Origin of the sequence: Psychrobacter sp. Arc29 (assembly GCF_041431175.1) — a bacterium.
In the GTDB taxonomy this organism is placed as follows: domain Bacteria; phylum Pseudomonadota; class Gammaproteobacteria; order Pseudomonadales; family Moraxellaceae; genus Psychrobacter.
In genome coordinates, this window is sequence record NZ_JASMRR010000001.1 from 103016 (window position 1) to 120845 (window position 17830).

Genomic DNA, 17830 nt, shown 5'->3' on the forward strand with positions numbered 1-17830 from the left:
TAGCGACATAAATATACAAATAATTTGAATTATTTTATTATTATACCGGAGTAATAAATTATAATTTACTATCCATCGTCTTAATATACCGTTCATCAAAAATTTATGTAACAAGTACTAATTTATGTGTAGCGATTTTAGATAAGATATAAAGTAGTATCGATCAGCCAGTGCCCTTTTTTGGGTTGGATTAAGTTTAGTAAGCTTGATCCTTAATCGATGCTGGCTATAAACAATCAGGAGATTTTAGATGATCCCTTATGGTCGTCAAGATATTAATCAATTAGACATCGAAGCAGTTATCACAGTGCTTAAATCAGATTTTTTGACACAGGGTCCTCAAATATCTAAATTTGAGCAGGCAGTGATTGATGAATGTGAGGTTCGTCATGCATTTGCTGTTAATAGCGCAACGTCGGCGCTACATATTTCTTGTTTGGCATTAGGTCTTGGAGAGGGCGATTGGCTATGGACTTCACCTAACACATTTGTAGCTTCAGCAAATTGTGGACTGTACTGTGGTGCCCGAGTAGACTTTGTTGACATTGACCCGGCTACCTATAATTTATGTGCAGATAAGCTAGAAGAGAAACTTCTTATTGCAGAAAAGGAAGGGAAGCTTCCTAAAATTGTCGTACCTGTACACTTCAGTGGACAGCCTTGTGATATGGCTGCTATTTATGAGCTGTCACAACGTTTTGGTTTTAGTGTTATAGAGGACGCATCACATGCTATTGGCGGCAAATATAGGGGTGAGCCAATTGGTAGTTGCAAGTATAGTGACATTACTGTATTTAGCTTTCATCCTGTCAAGATAGTCACCTCTGCTGAGGGCGGCATGGCATTGACCAATAACTCAGAACTGGCAACAAGACTAGATTTGTTTCGCAGCCATGGTATCACCCGTGATGAAGCGTTAATGGTTCACGAAAAAGAAGGTCCATGGTACTATGAGCAGATTGAACTGGGGCTAAACTACCGAATGACTGATATACAAGCAGCTTTGGGCGCATCACAAATGCAGCGTTTAGAAACTTTCGTTGACGAGAGGCATTCATTGGCGAGACGATATGATCGTCTTTTACAAGATCTGCCTGTGGTTTTACCGTGGCAGCATCCTGATAGTTACTCTGGTATGCACCTTTATGTGATACGGTTAAAGTTAGACCAAATCAGCAAAACTCATCTAGAGGTGTTTGAGGGGATGCGTAAAGCGGGTATTTTAGTGAATTTGCATTATATTCCGGTACATACTCATCCTTATTATCAGAAAATGGGTTTTAAGCAGGGACAGTTTCCTAATGCGGAAAAATATTATCAGGAAGCGATGAGCATTCCGATGTTTCCAACAATGACAGAAGCTCAGCAGGATAAGACAGTCGCTATACTTAAAGAGTTGTTGAAATAGTAAGACAATTATCGATACTGATAAGTAAAATTTTATGTGTAAAAGATTATGGAAATGATTGTTTCCATTTTTTGCTGTTTGGGCGATAACAATAAAATCAGAGTATTTATAGGGTAGGTATCTTTCTTGACGTTCGTTTTTCGTGTTGACGCCTCTATTAAAATGGGTACAGGTCATGTAATGCGCAGTCTAACCTTAGCAAATGAGCTTCGTGCACGAGGGTGCGCATGTTATTTTATCTGCCGCGATCACGAAGGTCATCTGATAAAAAAAATAGAAAATTTTTGTTTTAAGGTTTATGTTCTCAGCAATGACAGTACATTTGATTTTATGAGCGATAACGATGAATCAAAAGACGATATTTCTGCAGGACTTGATGCGGAGCATCTGCTTTTTCATGCTAACTGGCTTGGAACAACGCAGATGCAAGATGCTCAAGACTGTATACCTATTTTAGTAAATTTGAAACCTGACTGGCTTATCGTCGACCATTATGCTCTAGACTACCATTGGCAGAGTTTGGTCGCTCCTTATCACGATAAACTAATGGTAATCGATGACTTAGGTGACAGAGTACATATCGCAGATTTATTATTGGATCAAAACTATGGGGCAACCACTAATAAATATGAAGGCTTGGTCCCCAATAGTTGTAAAGTACTAGCAGGTACCGACTTCTCCCTGTTACGACCAGAATTTGCATTGTGGCGTGAGGACAGCCTCAAACGTCGTAATAGCAATATATCTGTTAACCATATCCTAATCACTTTGGGTGGCGTTGATCCAGATAATTATACTGAACAGATTTTACATGGATTGTCTTGTATACAGTTGTCTCAGCAAATTGAAATTACCGTTGTGATGGGAGAGACTGCCCCGTTTTTAGAAAACATTAAAAGTAAAGCAGCTAGCATGGCGGTAAAAACGACAGTAATAATTAACGCTAGTAATATGGCAGAGTTGATGAGTAATGCAGACTTGGCGATAGGCGCAGCTGGTGCTACTACTTGGGAACGCTGCTGTTTAGGGTTGCCAACTATTCAATTAATCACTGCTGAAAATCAACGTAAAATAGCAGAAGATTTGGCTAGTGATAGTATGATTAAGTTGCTTAGAGATATAAGCGAGCTGAATGAGTTAATTGCAACGATAGAGACATGGATATCATTGATAGGGTCTCGCACTCAGCGAATAACTGATGGATTAGGTGCTAGAAGAGTTTCCAATCATATGTTAGAAGGACACAAATAATGAAAGTAGATACGTCTATCTTAGGAGAAGTCGACCTTCTAGATCTTACGGATGTATCCTATGATATAAAAATGTGCGTACTCAAAATGCGTAATCATCCAAGGGTTAGAGAGCAGATGCACAGTCAAGGTATTATCGATAAGACTGACCATCTAAATTTCATAGATAGTCTGAAAAACAGCGATAGTAAGAGATATTTTGTGGCACAGTATAAACAACAACTGGTAGGTGTGGTTTATTTTACTGATATAAATTTAGAAGAAAAAAGTGCAACTTTTGGTATATACGCTAATTTGTATGAAAAAGTAGAAAAAATAGGATCTTTATTGATGGAGTCAGCTTTAACTTACTTCCATAACGTTTTATCTTTTAGAGTCTTAAATTTAGAGGTTTATAACTCGAATGAGAGAGCAGTAAATTTATATTTAAAGTTTGGATTTTCAAAGAGTAATCACTTTTATCAAAATGGTCATGATGTTCTCATTATGAAGTATTTGAAGAGGGATCTATGAACTATATAGTAGCAGCCGTCGGTGATTGGAATAGAAAGATGTTCGATGAGCTTACGCGTAATCTGGCGGGTAACTGGCATTATGTTAGCACGCCTGCTGAGCTTAATAAGAAAATACAAGGCGGTTTTTCTCCCAGATATATTTTTTTTCCTCATTGGCGCTGGATAGTACCCATTAATATTGTTACCAATTATGAATGTATCTGTTTTCATATGACAGATGTTCCTTACGGTCGTGGGGGTTCACCGCTACAAAATCTAATTGTCCGTGGTCATAAGTATACGGTAGTGACGGCACTTAGAATGGAAGAAGGTCTAGATACAGGGCCTGTCTATCTTAAAGAACCACTCAGTGTAGCAGGGCGTGCAGAAGATATTTATCAACGCGCAAGCGAGCTATCTTGGCAAATGATGGCTAATATCATCGTAAATCAGATAGAACCAGTATCTCAAGAAGGGAAGGCAGTAGTATTCTCTCGAAGAACGCCAAAGCAAAGTGAGATACCACAGAATTTAACGCTAGACCAAGTGTATGATTATATACGTATGCTGGATGCCCCCGACTATCCAAAAGCCTTTCTTAGAGAAGGGTCATATCAACTAGAGTTCGATAATGCAAAACGAATAGATGATGAAATTATCGCTACTGTTAAAATTAAACTAAAGGATATATAAATGTCTCATATTGAAATTGATGGACGAAAAATAGGACAAAATTTTCCACCTTATGTATTGGCAGAGCTTTCAGCAAACCACAATGGTGAGCTACAAAAAGCGCTAGATACAATTACCGCCGCTAAGAAGTGTGGAGCTGATGGAATTAAATTGCAGACATATTCTGCAGATACTATGACTATTGATTGTGATAGGGACGACTTTCTGATAAAAGGTGGTTTATGGGACGGTTACAAACTTTATGATTTATATCAGCAAGCGCAGACACCATTTGAATGGCATAAAGCGATGTTTGACCATGCTCGTGATATAGGTATCACTTGTTTTTCGACACCCTTCGATGAGACAGCTGTTGATTTACTCGAAGATATGAACGTGCCAGCTTACAAAATTGCCTCATTTGAAGCAACAGATTTACCTTTGATTCGGTATGTAGCCTCAACCAAAAAACCTTTGATTATGTCAACTGGCATGGCAAATTTTGAAGAAATCGAGGAGATGGTCGCAGCAGCAAAAGATGCTGGCTGTCAGGATTTAATCTTACTGCATTGCTTGAGCAGTTACCCTGCGCCTGTCGAACAGTCTAACCTATTGACGATTTCTGATATGAGAGAGAAGTTTGGCGTACAAATAGGATTATCTGATCATACTATTTCTAATACCGCTGCTGTCGTTGCTACAGGTTTGGGTGCAACGCTTATTGAAAAGCACTTCATATTAGATAGAAATGATAAAGGTCCAGATTCTGAATTTTCAATAGAACCTGATGAGTTAAAAATGCTGGTTTCTCAAACAAAAGATTCTTGGTTGTCGCTTGGAGAGGTAGGGTACGATAGAAAACCTGCAGAAGAGGCCAATGCCGTATTCAGGCGTTCGGTATATTTTGTAAAAGACATGCCAGCAGATAGTGTTGTGACCCAAGATTGTATACGCCGTATTAGACCTGGGTATGGTTTAGCTCCTAAATATGAGCAAGAGATTATAGGTAAAAGTCTAAAAACAGCTGTGAAACGTGGCACGCCAACTGATTGGAGTTTGTTCAATGAATAAGACCGTACTTGTGGTAGCCTCTCATACGGATGATGAGGCTATGGGCTGTGGTGGCACGATCGCTCGTCATGTAGCAGAAGGAGACACCGTACACCTTTTGTTTATGACAGATGGTGTAGGTTCACGTGAAATAGTGGCAGATGAGGCTACTGAAAGATTTTCAGCAGCTCAGCAAGCTGCGGAAATATTAGGAGTTAAATCTTCCACTAACTTAAGTTTCCCCGATAACAGCATGGATGCTGTACCACTTTTGGACATTGTGAAAGAGGTTGAATCTAAAATTTCTGAAATTAAACCAGAAATTATTTATACACATCATATCGGTGACTTAAATATTGATCATCAAGTGACGCACAAAGCTGTTATGACAGCCTGTCGACCGCAGCCAGATTTCTCTGTCGAAGCTATATATGCTTTTGAAGTGTTATCAAGTACAGAATGGCAAACGCCCGGCTTAATGTCTTTTATACCCAATGTGTTTATAGATATAACAGATCATCTAGCTACAAAGATAAAGGCATCGGAAGCTTATAGTGAAGAGATGCGAGCTATTCCTCATTCACGTAATGTCAGTCACATTGAGCTGCTTGCTAAGCACAGAGGTTACTGTGTTGGTGTTCACGCAGCTGAAGCGTTCACGTTGGTTAGAGAAATAAAGAAGTAGTTTCAATGACCTGATAATTGTTTATAGTCTGTCCTAATAATTTGCATTTTAATTTTGCAAAGGAAGTAATATAGGGGTATTAATATGAGTAATAGTGCTGATATAAGTAACATATCTATTGGAATGAAAGAAAGCTCTACACATTTAATTACAGATGAAAAAATCAAAGCCTTTGCTCAGCTTTCGGAAGATTACAATCCGATTCATCTAGATGATGAATATGCTAAAAGTAGTAAGTTTGGGAAAAGATTAGCACACGGTGCCATGATTTCAAGCTTTTTTTCCTCGTTGTTTGCTATGAAGCTGCCGGGATCAGGGTGCATTTATGTGTCGCAAGAAACTAAATTTAAGAAACCAATATTCATTGATGACATAGTGGTTGCTAAGATTGAAGTTATCAGCGTTGATGTAGAAAGAAAAAGAGCCTACTTTTCTACGTTGTGCTATGTAAATGATGAAGAAGTTTTGAATGGTAAAGCTGAAATATATATACCTTAAAGTTCAGTATTTACTATAGGTTTTTCGGCATAAACATTGAATTTGAAAGGTGTTATTTGCAATGAGAAACTGGCTACGACTGTATATTAATTCTAAAGACTGCTAATGCTCATTAGCAAAGTCCCAATAGGCAAGAGAATTTTCTTGCCTATTGGCTTTATTCTTTTATACCAAAAAGTACTAGGCAACTGTTCTAAGTAGGTTAGCCTCTTTCAGTTTTTTAATAGTATCTTCAAGTGTCCAAATAGGAGCATTGATTTTTTCTGCAATTTCCAAATTTGTTTTACTTCCATCACAATATGCTAAAAAGTTCATCATATCTTTAACTATGGAATTGCTTTCTTTGGTACTAATGGTAGGATAAAGTCCTCTTTTTCCAAGTTGAGGCTCACAAAGTACAGTAGTACAAAGTGTTTCATTCATCTCAAGTGATTCAAGAATTTTTTTCAACACATTATACCCTCCAAGTAATCCAGATGGTGTTACCAACTTTAAGTCATCTAGCGAAGTATGATATTCAGGGTAGCATCCATATTTGCTTCTCATAACTGAGCAAACTGGAAGGTCTATACCACTACTACAGTACTGCCTTTCATCACTTTGTCTTTCTAAAAAAGAATATCTGATATAGTCAGGATGAGAGTACTTTAATACATGGGTTGCTACAGTATCTGCAAGCGTATTACCTTCTTTCGACGGCAGATAAGAGTAAGCTCGATCATCACCGATGCAAGATATATTAAAGCCTGCCACGACACGCTCTTTCATCGTTTTATAGTTGCGACTAAGATAAGCAATAGAGCCAATGGTTTCAGGAATAATAACAATTCGATAGGTATATTTTCGAGACTGCAGACTTGAAAGCCAATTTGCAATAAATGCTGTTACTACAGGACCTGATAACTCGTTATTGGCCATTGATGGGTGACATAGGTAAGTAGAGATGAATATTTCGTCTTTACTTTCACCTGGAATAATCAACTCACCGTAGGTTAGGCTACCATCTTTAAGATCACTATCTATATAAACCCTATATTGCCCTGAAATTAGTTTTTCCCTTTCAACTTCAGAAATACAAAATCCCCATCTTTCTTTATAATAAGAGGTAATGTAAGGTATGGCATCTGGTTGTTCTGGTAGTGAGTAAAGATGCTCCTGTAGTTCTTCGAGAGAAACCTCTTTATCTACTGGAGTAGAATAACCAACAACGTGCAAATTAGAGGCTTTAAAGTTACATATTTTTGTACCATCAGGTGCAATTATATAAGCGTCTCTAATATTCCACTCTCTAGGGATTTCCCAATCGAAACATTTCGTACCCGTCAGTATTTCAAAAGTTTTCAAATCTTGTAAATCTAATTCATTTCTTAAAATATCTAAAGACTCACGAAATCCATCGCCAGTAATACTTCTGCATATAGGGAAAAGTCTTTCACAAAGTTTATGCATATCGACGCCAAGATTCACCATCCTATGCCTCTCCTTCGAGACGATAAAGAGTGTTTTTGGCTTGGTTAGATTTGATTATGTTTGAAGTGAAATCATAAACGTCTTGTGCAGCAATAACTCTTAATCCAGAACCTTCGTTAGGTCTGGAGCCACTATAAAGGCCTTCATCCCACATAAGTTCACCAGTTGGGTTTACATAGGTCAGAACGCCTTCTTCTATATTTCTGACAAACAAGCCATAATCTCTATTTTCTGTGGCTCCTAAAGCGTTGGTGTAACTACCATGAAAAACTTTATGATGACGATAGTCCACTTCATGCATCTCTTCTACATGATGATAAAAAGTCATACTGTCTTGATCTGGCAAGTCTAATACTGCTATTTTACCTCCCATTTCCAGCAATATAGCAAAAGGAGAGTCTGCACCATACCCACTGAAATTATTCACACCCTTAAACTTATCAGATTGGGCACCGATAACTGCAAAGGAATATATGGGATGACCCGTTCTTATAGCCTCAGGATGCTTTCTTGCAGCTTCAGTCAACGCACCCATATGCGATGGTGTGGTACTTATGTCAAAATCACCACTTTTAGTAAAGTCAAAATTGAATAAGGGAAATAATACAGTCCCAGATTCGCCAACTGCTTCTATGAATGAATTCATGATATCTTCTGGACTTAACTTTATACCTGATTCCAAATACCGTTTAAAAGTCCTTTTAATACTGCTATGAACAAGTAAGGTATCACCTTCTTGTACACCAGAGTCTCTCCATTCCTGTACTAAATCTTTCATAAAGGTTGCCTTCTTCTTCAAGTTAAATGGGGTTTAAGTTTATTCTGATGATTAAACAACACAATCTTATCATAGTGTAGGAGCTTAGTTTATATGTCTAGCTGATTTGCAGTTACTGAAATATTCCGGCTGTTAGTTACTATGTGATTGACGGTTTAATATACGTTTTTCCTGATCTAGCCCTGTCGTTTCTCGGTCATGATAAACAGCTTTTTGAGTAGCTAGATTACCAAGTACATTTCTATATTTTTTAGCATAGCTCGGTTATCCTCTACCAAAACTACACTAACTATTTATTAAACTATAGTTATAGGGCTATGAACAGTAATATTTAAAAAATACTACAACCACAGAGCGATGAAATAGAAAGTTTAAGTTCTTTACTTTGAGACAATAAGATAAAGCATCAACTATTCAAAAACTTCATCATAAATGGGCGAAATTAATTTCGCGCCGTAACTACTTAAATGATCGTCATCATAATAAAGTGGAACACCACCAATATCTCCATAACAATATTCACGATCGCATAAATAAGGGAGAGGGTTTAATAATTGGGCTCCACATTGTTTCACAGCTTTATCCTGCATTCTAAATACAATGTCGTGACGTTGATTATATTCTTCGAGTGTAATCTTGATAGATTTTCTTTTTCCATTTATCATCGAGTATCTCAACATATCTTTTGGTACATGCTTTCTCATTTCAGGTATTGGTCTGACTAAATAAACGGGACTGTTCTGAGTAAAATCACATACAGTATCAATCATATGTCCCACTAAATTTTCCTCATATTTATTATTCCTTTCAGTAAAGATTTTATCCACAAAATAAGTTGGTGGCATTGACTCAAAGTTTTCCTTTTCATTAGACCCTTTTATATACAAAGAGGATCTGTTGATGATAATTATGGGAATGTTTGGATATCTATTTGCTGAAATTTTAATTGCATTTGCAACCAGTTTTCCACAACTATAATCTGCATTTCGATTATTCCTATCAATTGAGTACACCCCTTTTATCGTGCTACAACTATTCATCCCAAAATTTAGAGTGCTTCCTCCAGCTTTTATAACTCTGTCACCAATCGCAGATTTTTGGGCTAAGGCATGACTATCACCAATGATAATTGCTTTTACTGGACCCTGTCCATAAATACAGCCAGAAGAAACGCCATCTTTAGGCTTTCCGCAGTCTGTTTTTGCAGGATTTTGATTTTGCTGGTTTACTATGGATAACTGCTCTTCAGAAAAACGATAGTCTGTTATTGCATTAGAATTGACAAATAAGGCACTACCTAGTAGAGCAACAACTCCTGCAATGTATATAGGAGGACTTCTAAGATAACTGATTAGGTTATAAAAATCATTACTAAACTTGATTCTCTCAACATATTTATAACTCAGAAAGCCAAGAAGGATAGATAACGCCATACCTATATAAATATAGTATTCAGGTAGCGAGAAAGTATAAATAGCAACGACAAGGGGCCAGTGCCATAGATAGATTGAATAAGACCAATATCCTATTTTCTGAAATACAATATTATGGGTAATGATACTGTCATTGCGCTGCGCTTGAAGAATAAAAAATGAGCCCACAACAGGAAAGAGTGCCAAATAGCCTGGCCAAATATTGTCTGCCGATACAAAAAAGTAAGAAGCACAGATCAAAGACAAACCTGCCCATTCTAGAAACTTTTTTCTGTGCTCTTGCAACTTCAAAGGATAGAGATAGGCAACCCCACCAATCATCATCTCCCATGCCCTGGTAGGGAATAAGTAATAAGAGGCACTAGTCCATTCATAGGAAGCAATTACACAGAAAATAAAGCCTATTACTGTTCCCACTATAAGCATGAGCTTTATAGTCTTCATAGACATAAATTTACGTATGGCGACCAGTACTAGAGGATAAATGATATAAAACTGCCACTCTACTGATAGTGACCAAGTATGTAATAGCCATTTTTCGTGAGAAGCAGCGGCAAAGTAACCGGTTTCTCGCCAATAGGTAAAATTAGATAGAAAACTTACGCTACTAGCAGCATGCTTGCCCAATAATTGATATTCTAAAGGCGTTAAGTAAAACCAGCCAAAAGCTAATAAAACGAAGCAAAGTAGGGCCAAAGCAGGAATGATCCTATTGGCTCGAGCGATATAGAACTTTGAGATAGAAAGATTATCTTGCTCAATACCCCTAAAGATAATCCCAGTCATTAAGAATCCTGAAATGACGAAGAAAACATCAACACCAGCAAAACCACCAGGCAACCAAGAAGCGTTAAAGTGGAATAACACGACAGCGATAACAGCGATTGCCCTAAGGCCATTAATATCCTTTCTAAATTTCATAATATTTTACTTACAGCGCGCTGACAAAATATTATCGATAATAAAGATTTGTTGTAATTGAATTATAGCCTTATTGTAATTATATGTACGATTGTAAAGTTAGTTATTGGATCGCAATTAGAGTTGTAGCACAAACTAGATTAGTCACAATCAACATAAAAATTACACGCTGACATTTAAGGTTAATAGAAACACATTTCCAGTGTAGTAGAAAAGTGTATGTAGGAAGAGGAGCGCAGTCTGTATCAGAGCATTTTCAATAGCCTTATACTATTTTATGATTCTTTTTATACTATACGAAAGGTAAAGAACTGAGTTTTATCTTACGCTAGGATTTTGTAGCGTACACAGGTACAATATTACTCTTAGTCACAGATTGACGAAGCAAAGGACAGGCATGCAAAGTATTTGCGCGCGCTGTCTTTATTTTTTTATATCGTACCCTCTATTGGAGTTACTATGTCTACTGCCCAAGAATCCGCCACCGTTTTGGACGGCAAAGCACTTGCCAAACAAATAGAACAGGATCTGCGCACGCGCGTAGATACGATTAAGGAAAAGACTGGCCGCACCCCAAGCTTAGCGACGATATTGGTTGGTGACGATCCAGCCTCTGCCACTTATGTTCGTATGAAAGGCAACGCTTGCAAGCGTGTTGGCATGGACTCTATACGCGTTGAGATGCCAAGTGCTACGACCACTGAGCAGCTCATGGCAAAAATAGATGAGCTAAATAGTAATCCAGATGTACACGGCATTTTGCTACAGCATCCTGTTCCTGAGCATATTGATGAGCGTGCTTGTTTTGAGCAGATTGACTTAGCAAAAGACGTCGATGGTGTGACTTGTCTTGGTTTTGGTCGTATGGCGATGCAGCAGTCAGCTTATGGCTCATGCACACCGCAGGGCATTATGCATTTGTTAGAGCATCACAATATCGAGCTATCAGGTAAAGAAGCAGTGGTCGTAGGACGCAGTGCTATCTTAGGTAAGCCAATGGCGATGATGCTATTGAATGCTAACTGTACGGTGACGATTTGCCATTCAAGAACTCAAGATTTGGCAGCCTATATTAAGCGTGCAGATATCGTTGTTGGTGCAGTAGGTGTACCTGAGCTGATTAAAGCGGAGTGGATTAAATCAGGAGCGGTTGTCATTGATGCAGGTTTCCATCCAACAGATGATGGAGGTGTTGGTGATATCGAAATGAAAGGCATGGAAAACATTGCCAGTGCTTATACGCCAGTACCAGGCGGCGTTGGACCGATGACTATCAACACGCTTATTCGCCAAACGGTCGATGCTGCTGAAAAATCAGCGGGTTTGAATAACGGCTAAAAAAATAGTCATGCGAATACTGATTGCCGATATATAAGGGGCCTGAGGTAACATAGACTCAGGCTAAATCAACCACATTTCAGTTGATAGGACCTAAACATGGCTAAAAAAAACGTAGGTGTTCATGAGCGACTACAAGGTATTGGTAGAGAGTTTGTCGATGTCTGTCATTACGTTATTTTATTTCTAATCAGTGTGGTGGTGGTCTGGACAGCAGGTAAAGAGTTTATTTATATTGTCCAAAAAGGCTCAGCGGATTTAAAAGATATTTTGATGCTATTCATTTATCTTGAGCTACTGGCTATGATAGGAATTTACTTTAAAACCCATCGTCTGCCCGTACAGTTTTTAATATTTATTGCCATAACGGCTTTATCACGACATCTAGTGGTCGATGTGCAGGCAGTGTCAGATTATTTTCATCTATGGTTGCTGGCCACGATTTCTGTGGCAATCATGCTATTGAGTGGGGCTATTGTCATACTGACTTGGACGGCAAAAACATTTGGTCGCCCAGAAGACAATCTTGATAGACAGTATGCAAATTTAACGGTCAAGGCCATGCTGCCTGACAATGCGCAAGCACCAGACAGCCATACCAAGCACCGCCGTGAATAATGTTTGACGATCAGCATAAAAAAGGGCTACCACTGGTAGCCCTTTTTTATGTTTGGTTTTTTATCACAACCATTTGAGTCGCTTAAAGTTATAATATAAGAAGCTACAAAGAGCGATGATCATTATCATAATAACGAAGTACGCATACTTCCAATGGAGCTCGGGCATAAAATCAAAGTTCATACCGTAAATACCAGCGATGGCGGTTGGTACGGCGAGGATACCTGCCCATGCCGCAAGCTTACGTACGACTTCGTTCTGTCCCATATTGACCATTGCCATATAAGTGTTCATGACCACGCTTAGCATCTCATTAAGACCATTAATGGCATCCAATGAGTGCAAGAGATGGTCATTCACATCGCGAAAATATGGCTTGGCTGCTTGAGAAAATCCTGAGACTATCTCGCTTTTTTTATGATTGATAAAGAAGCTACAGATGTCTTGCACGGGTAGGATGATAGCGCGCATATGTACCAGCTGTGATTTGAGCTGATATAGGTTTTTTAGCGTTCCTTTATCAAATTCATAGGTGAAAACATAACGCTCTTGCTCACGCAAATATCGTCCCAATCGATCGGTGATCGGCATATAGTTATCAACGATAAAATCGAGTATGGCATGGAGTACAAATATGGGACCCATGCGTAGCTTTTCTGGGCGACGATGACAGTGCTCGCGTACAGGCGCATAGGAGTTTGACGGACCATTACGAATCGTAATCAGGTAGTTTTTGCCCATAAATATCGCAGTCGTACCATAACGAATGACATTGTCTTCGAGCTTGGCGGTACGGAGCACCACAAAGACCATATCGTTGTCGTAATTCTCTACTTTGGCCCGCTGGTGATCGGCAAAGGCATCTTCAATCGCTAATTCGTGCAGATCAAAGGCGTCTTTTACCTTGACCATGGTTTCTAGGCTGGGGTCGTAGAGACCGAGCCAAATAAACTGACCATTATTACTCAGCGCACGGCTCACATCAGTGAGGGCGATTTTGTCTAGATTTTCGCCTGTTTTTCGCGAGTAAGCATAGCAATTAACCACTTCATCCTTACTTGACGAATCAATATCTTCATAGCGCTCAGAGTCAGGATCATAGACCGTCATGGTCTCGATGGTATCCTGAGTCGTGGCTTCAGCATCGCCATAGATATAGCTGTCATCATCATCTAGATAGAGATGCCTGTCATTCATATTGGCATAAATGTGGCTCATATTAGAGTCAGGTGCAATGTGAGCCGTTTTTTTGATTAATTGGTTATTGTCGTTTTCCACACACCCTCCTGTCATATAATGAACAGCTGCAAGAATCAAAATTTATCTTAATCGCAGTTGTTATTATTTGGTCGCACTATCTATGAACAACCTTTTACAATGCATAGCTTTTTAGCGTGTCGATATCTACCAATGCCAATAGGCTCTCGTGGCAAGCTTCTAGTTTTATTTGCGGAGCAATATCAAAATCTAGTGCTTCGACCCAACGCAGGGCGCAGATACACCAATAATCACCAGGCTTAAGACCGGCAAAGTTATATTCAGGCAAAGGAGTGATAAGGTCATTGCCACGACTGGCTGAGAAGTTTAAAAACTCACTGGTCATCTTGGCACAAACGGTATGTTGACCAACATCATGGTTGCCCGTATGACAAAAGCCATTGCGATAATAGCCAGTGATAGGGTCGAAGCAACAGCTGGCAAGCGCTGTGCCTAAGACATTGGTTTGGTTGATGGCAGGGTTTGGGTGGTAATCAGATGACATAAGGCTTCCGAGATAAAAATATGTGTTAGTGTACCATGAGTCTGTGTTGATGACGCTGCCGTAATCATGCTCATCAGTGTATGTATAACAAAAAATAAACGCTATTGTAGCCTGTTACTGCCGAGCTAAATATATGAGTGTTAACGGCTACATCTACCTCATTAATGAGAAGCACTTAGACAGTAATTAGATGCGTATTATGGCTAATTGTCACTAGGCGAACCTTGAGTGCTATGCTAAACTAAAGCATAAAGTGCCTTGATTATTTGTCGCAATTTTTTAGCGCATAAAGATATTCGTCTTATCATTCCAAATTATACTTATTACTCGCCCTCTTAAAGTCACCTGGTTTGTTTATAAATAATTGGGTCAATGATGTTGCGCGTTAAAAATAAAAACACTCGGCGTCAATACTTGGTAAAACAACCTTTGAGTACCGCATCAGTACCGCGTTTTTGGTAAGCGATACGCCAAACAAGGATTTATTGTGTCTGTTAGTTCTGATTCTGCAAAATCTGCCCAGCAAAACCCTCCAAATGAAACAGTGACTCAGTCTGCCAAAAGCAGTACTGCGTCTAATAGCATGCCGTACTTGAGCAACTTTGGCAGCGATGTTGCCAATAGCTGGCTGTTGCCTGATGGGGTGGTCGATGTCCTGTTTGAAGATGCCCATAAGCAAGAAGTGCTTAGGCATCAACTGATTGAGCAGCTTATCACTCATGGTTATCAGCTGGTTTGTCCGCCGATGATTGAGTTTACTGAATCTTTGCTGAGTGATGCATCAGAAGATTTGAAGCGTCAAACCTTTAAGATTATCGATCAGTTGACGGGCCGTCTAATGGGCGTGCGCGCGGATATTACCCCGCAGATCTTGCGTATCGATGCGCATCATGGCGGTACGGGTATCGCTCGTTATTGCTACGTCGGTGATGTGATTCATACCTTGCCATCAGGATTGTTTGGCTCACGCACCCCATTGCAGCTAGGTGCTGAGATATTTGGCTGCGCGTCATTGGCAGCAGATATTGAGTTGATCGATGTGTTGTTTACCATGGTAAACACCTTAAATATGAGTGCTGCACTCCATATTGATTTGGGTCATGTGGCGATATTTAAGCGTTTAGCCGAATTGGCTGAGTTGCCAGACAGCGCCACTGAGCAATTGATGTACTTATACGCCAATAAAAACCTTCCGGAACTGAAGCGTCTTTGCCGAGAGTTACCGATGGGCGATGATTTTTATGTGTTGGCACGCTTTGGTCATGACATTGCAAACTTATTATCTAAATTGTCAGACACAGCTCAACAAGACGATCAAGTCGCGACTGCTGTCGATGAGTTACAACGCCTCAAATCTTATTTAGAAAATCACTGGCAGTGTCCAGTCAGTATCGATGTGACAGAGTTGTCAGGCTATCACTATCATACAGGTATCGTGTTCAACGGTTATATTAATAGTGAGACACAGCCCCTAGTACGCGGCGGACGTTTCGACGGTATGCAAAGCCAGACGCAGACACTTCGTGCTGCCACAGGCTTTAGTATGGATGTCAGTCGCTTGCTGGCGCATACGCAGCTTGATGCACCAACCACAGTACTAGTTGATTTTGCTGCTATAAATAATGCCAATGAAGATGAGATGCAGACACTCTTACAACAAGTTGAGAGTCTACGTCAGCAAGGCTATCGCGTCACCATGCCACTAGACGCACAGGACATCCCAAATGACGTTACTCATCGTTTGATTTTTGCTGACAATCAGTGGCAGCTACAAACGATTTAACTATTCATTTGTTAAGCGAGCGCTTATTAAGCACCATTTATTAGAACGCTAAGTTTTTAGATAAAAAGCTTTTTTATATAGAAAGATATCGTCAATAAAGTCACTTTAATTTTTTAGCTTTTATTGCACACACCTCAATACATAAAGGTAAGGATTGATCATGGGTAAGAATGTTGTAGTCTTGGGTAGCCAATGGGGCGATGAAGGTAAGGGTAAAATCGTTGATTTACTTACCGAAAAAGCCTCAGCAGTAGCCCGCTTCCAAGGCGGTCATAATGCTGGTCACACGTTGGTTGTCGATGGCAAAACCACGGTCTTGCATTTGATTCCATCGGGTATCTTGCGTGAAGGCGTCACTTGCTTTATCGGTAATGGCGTGGTGTTAGCTCCTGATGCATTACTAAAAGAGATGAAAGAGTTAGAAGACAACAACGTACCAGTACGTGAGCGTCTACGTATCTCTCCAAACTGCCCACTTATCATGCCTTACCATGTGGCACTTGACCAAGCTCGTGAAGCCAAGCGTGGCAGCGGCAAAATCGGTACAACAGGTCGCGGCATCGGTCCTGCCTACGAAGACAAAGTCGCTCGCCGTGCGATCAAGCTTGCTGACTTGTTCCGTGAAGATCTAGAAGAAAAACTACGTAACTTAATCGAATACCACAACTTCCAGCTGACTGAGTATTACAAAGTTGAAGCGATTGATTTTGATGAGACGTACAAGCTTTGCCAAGAGTGGAAAGAAGAGATTAAAGGCATGGTTACTGATGTAACTGAAGACCTAAATCAATTACGTCTAGCTGGCAAAAACCTCATGTTTGAAGGTGCGCAAGGTACACTACTTGATATCGATCACGGCACTTATCCGTTTGTGACCAGCTCAAGCGTAACTGCTGGTGGCGTATCAACGGGTACCGGTATCGGTCCATTATATTTAGACTACGTACTGGGTATCACTAAAGCCTATACCACGCGCGTTGGTAGTGGCCCATTCCCAACTGAATTGTTCGATGATGTTGGTGCTCACTTGGCTAAAGTCGGCCATGAGTTTGGTGCAACGACTGGTCGTGCGCGCCGCTGTGGTTGGTTCGATGCTGAAGCATTACGCCGTGCAGTGGTACTGAACTCTATGTCAGGTATCTGCTTAACTAAGCTTGACGTATTGGATGGTCTTGAAGAGTTGCTAATCGGTGTGGGTTATAACCTACCTGAGACTGAGTGTGCAGGTGCACATGATGCTGAGTTTTATGAGTCAGTGACGCCTAAGTACGAAACGATGCAAGGCTGGAGTGAGTCTACCGTTGGTATTACTAATTATGACGACCTGCCAGAAAATGCGAAAAAATATATCAAACGTATCGAAGATTTGATCGGTTGTCCTGTTGATATTATCTCAACTGGTCCTGACCGTGAAGAGACCATCGTATTGCGTGATCCGTACGATGCTTAGTTTTTAGCGCTACTGTGATTCAGTAGGCTGTAGTATCAATAAAAACCTCAGTGCTTAGCATTGGGGTTTTTGCTTTTGTTATAACTGATAGCATTATCAACGACTACTGCATAATAAATTTGCTTTTATGCAAGTTATAGTCATAAATTAACCCTATCATTTATGGTCTTAATCATTATAATAGGCAGCAATCCTATGTTGGCGTTCAGGTTTTTGATTT

At 39.8% G+C, this 17830-nt stretch carries 16 protein-coding genes; 11 read left to right on the forward strand and 5 right to left on the reverse strand.

Annotation, left to right across the window (positions count from 1 at the left end; all coding sequences use genetic code 11):
- Positions 1-250: 250 nt before the first annotated feature.
- The 7 genes from pseC (at position 251) to QO189_RS00480 (ending at position 6057) form a co-directional block, all read left to right on the forward strand.
- A complete protein-coding gene (gene pseC, locus QO189_RS00450; RefSeq protein WP_371531034.1) occupies positions 251-1408 on the forward strand; it encodes a UDP-4-amino-4,6-dideoxy-N-acetyl-beta-L-altrosamine transaminase in 1158 nt (385 codons plus the stop codon).
- 126 nt (positions 1409-1534) lie between these two features.
- On the forward strand, positions 1535-2659 hold the full coding sequence (gene pseG / locus QO189_RS00455) for a UDP-2,4-diacetamido-2,4,6-trideoxy-beta-L-altropyranose hydrolase (RefSeq protein ID WP_371531036.1): 1125 nt from the start codon (positions 1535-1537) through the stop codon (positions 2657-2659).
- Positions 2659-3171, forward strand: a complete 513-nt coding sequence (gene pseH, locus QO189_RS00460) for a UDP-4-amino-4,6-dideoxy-N-acetyl-beta-L-altrosamine N-acetyltransferase (RefSeq protein WP_371531038.1) — start codon at positions 2659-2661, stop codon at positions 3169-3171. Before pseG ends, pseH begins: the two co-directional genes overlap by 1 nt.
- The gene (locus QO189_RS00465) at positions 3168-3845 is read left to right on the forward strand and encodes a formyltransferase family protein (protein WP_371531040.1); all 678 of its coding nucleotides are present in this window, start codon (positions 3168-3170) and stop codon (positions 3843-3845) included. Before pseH ends, QO189_RS00465 begins: the two co-directional genes overlap by 4 nt.
- Complete coding sequence (gene pseI, locus QO189_RS00470; protein ID WP_371531042.1) at positions 3846-4895, forward strand: pseudaminic acid synthase; 1050 nt, start codon at positions 3846-3848, stop codon at positions 4893-4895.
- Positions 4888-5559, forward strand: a complete 672-nt coding sequence (locus QO189_RS00475) for a PIG-L deacetylase family protein (RefSeq protein ID WP_371531044.1) — start codon at positions 4888-4890, stop codon at positions 5557-5559. Before pseI ends, QO189_RS00475 begins: the two co-directional genes overlap by 8 nt.
- An 84-nt stretch (positions 5560-5643) precedes the next feature.
- The gene (locus QO189_RS00480; protein ID WP_371531046.1) at positions 5644-6057 is read left to right on the forward strand and encodes a MaoC family dehydratase; all 414 of its coding nucleotides are present in this window, start codon (positions 5644-5646) and stop codon (positions 6055-6057) included.
- Positions 6058-6237: 180 nt separating this feature from the next.
- Here QO189_RS00480 and QO189_RS00485 read toward each other — a convergent pair whose 3' ends face one another.
- The 3 genes from QO189_RS00485 to QO189_RS00495 form a co-directional block, all read right to left on the reverse strand.
- Entirely contained in the window at positions 6238-7527 is a 1290-nt protein-coding gene (locus tag QO189_RS00485) for a DUF4910 domain-containing protein (protein ID WP_371531048.1), read from the reverse strand.
- Between the two features lies 1 nt (position 7528).
- Complete coding sequence (locus QO189_RS00490) at positions 7529-8305, reverse strand: AAC(3) family N-acetyltransferase (protein WP_371531050.1); 777 nt, start codon at positions 8303-8305, stop codon at positions 7529-7531.
- Positions 8306-8715: 410 nt separating this feature from the next.
- Positions 8716-10659: an acyltransferase family protein gene (locus tag QO189_RS00495; RefSeq protein WP_371531052.1), complete on the reverse strand. Its 1944-nt coding sequence runs from the start codon at positions 10657-10659 to the stop codon at positions 8716-8718.
- A gap of 459 nt (positions 10660-11118) precedes the next feature.
- Between QO189_RS00495 and folD the strand changes: the two genes are divergently transcribed.
- Positions 11119-11997, forward strand: a complete 879-nt coding sequence (gene folD, locus QO189_RS00500; RefSeq protein WP_371531054.1) for a bifunctional methylenetetrahydrofolate dehydrogenase/methenyltetrahydrofolate cyclohydrolase FolD — start codon at positions 11119-11121, stop codon at positions 11995-11997.
- Positions 11998-12096: 99 nt separating this feature from the next.
- Positions 12097-12615 carry a phosphate-starvation-inducible protein PsiE gene (locus tag QO189_RS00505; RefSeq protein ID WP_371531056.1) on the forward strand — a complete coding sequence of 173 codons (519 nt, stop codon included), beginning with the start codon at positions 12097-12099 and terminating at the stop codon, positions 12613-12615.
- Between the two features lie 63 nt (positions 12616-12678).
- Here the strand turns inward: QO189_RS00505 and corA are convergent, their stop codons facing one another.
- A complete protein-coding gene (gene corA / locus QO189_RS00510) occupies positions 12679-13833 on the reverse strand; it encodes a magnesium/cobalt transporter CorA (RefSeq protein ID WP_371531447.1) in 1155 nt (384 codons plus the stop codon).
- Positions 13834-13987: 154 nt separating this feature from the next.
- Positions 13988-14377, reverse strand: a complete 390-nt coding sequence (locus tag QO189_RS00515; protein ID WP_058024362.1) for a DUF2237 family protein — start codon at positions 14375-14377, stop codon at positions 13988-13990.
- Between the two features lie 487 nt (positions 14378-14864).
- Between QO189_RS00515 and QO189_RS00520 the strand changes: the two genes are divergently transcribed.
- A complete protein-coding gene (locus QO189_RS00520; RefSeq protein ID WP_371531058.1) occupies positions 14865-16160 on the forward strand; it encodes an ATP phosphoribosyltransferase regulatory subunit in 1296 nt (431 codons plus the stop codon).
- A 160-nt stretch (positions 16161-16320) separates the two neighbouring features.
- Entirely contained in the window at positions 16321-17610 is a 1290-nt protein-coding gene (locus QO189_RS00525) for an adenylosuccinate synthase (protein WP_075106326.1), read from the forward strand.
- The last annotated feature ends 220 nt before the right edge of the window (positions 17611-17830 follow it).

Excerpts from the sequence above, each read along its gene's own strand:
- QO189_RS00465 (WP_371531040.1), top strand. The coding sequence starts at position 3,168 with ATGAACTATATAGTAGCAGCCGTCGGTGATTGGAATAGAAAGATGTTC.
- QO189_RS00525 (WP_075106326.1), top strand. The coding sequence starts at position 16,321 with ATGGGTAAGAATGTTGTAGTCTTGGGTAGCCAATGGGGCGATGAAGGT.
- pseI (WP_371531042.1), top strand. The coding sequence starts at position 3,846 with ATGTCTCATATTGAAATTGATGGACGAAAAATAGGACAAAATTTTCCA.
- QO189_RS00485 (WP_371531048.1), bottom strand. The coding sequence starts at position 7,527 with ATGGTGAATCTTGGCGTCGATATGCATAAACTTTGTGAAAGACTTTTC.
- pseC (WP_371531034.1), top strand. The coding sequence starts at position 251 with ATGATCCCTTATGGTCGTCAAGATATTAATCAATTAGACATCGAAGCA.
- QO189_RS00490 (WP_371531050.1), bottom strand. The coding sequence starts at position 8,305 with ATGAAAGATTTAGTACAGGAATGGAGAGACTCTGGTGTACAAGAAGGT.
- QO189_RS00480 (WP_371531046.1), top strand. The coding sequence starts at position 5,644 with ATGAGTAATAGTGCTGATATAAGTAACATATCTATTGGAATGAAAGAA.
- QO189_RS00505 (WP_371531056.1), top strand. The coding sequence starts at position 12,097 with ATGGCTAAAAAAAACGTAGGTGTTCATGAGCGACTACAAGGTATTGGT.
- QO189_RS00495 (WP_371531052.1), bottom strand. The coding sequence starts at position 10,659 with ATGAAATTTAGAAAGGATATTAATGGCCTTAGGGCAATCGCTGTTATC.
- folD (WP_371531054.1), top strand. The coding sequence starts at position 11,119 with ATGTCTACTGCCCAAGAATCCGCCACCGTTTTGGACGGCAAAGCACTT.
- QO189_RS00475 (WP_371531044.1), top strand. The coding sequence starts at position 4,888 with ATGAATAAGACCGTACTTGTGGTAGCCTCTCATACGGATGATGAGGCT.
- corA (WP_371531447.1), bottom strand. The coding sequence starts at position 13,833 with ATGAGCCACATTTATGCCAATATGAATGACAGGCATCTCTATCTAGAT.
- QO189_RS00515 (WP_058024362.1), bottom strand. The coding sequence starts at position 14,377 with ATGTCATCTGATTACCACCCAAACCCTGCCATCAACCAAACCAATGTC.
- pseH (WP_371531038.1), top strand. The coding sequence starts at position 2,659 with ATGAAAGTAGATACGTCTATCTTAGGAGAAGTCGACCTTCTAGATCTT.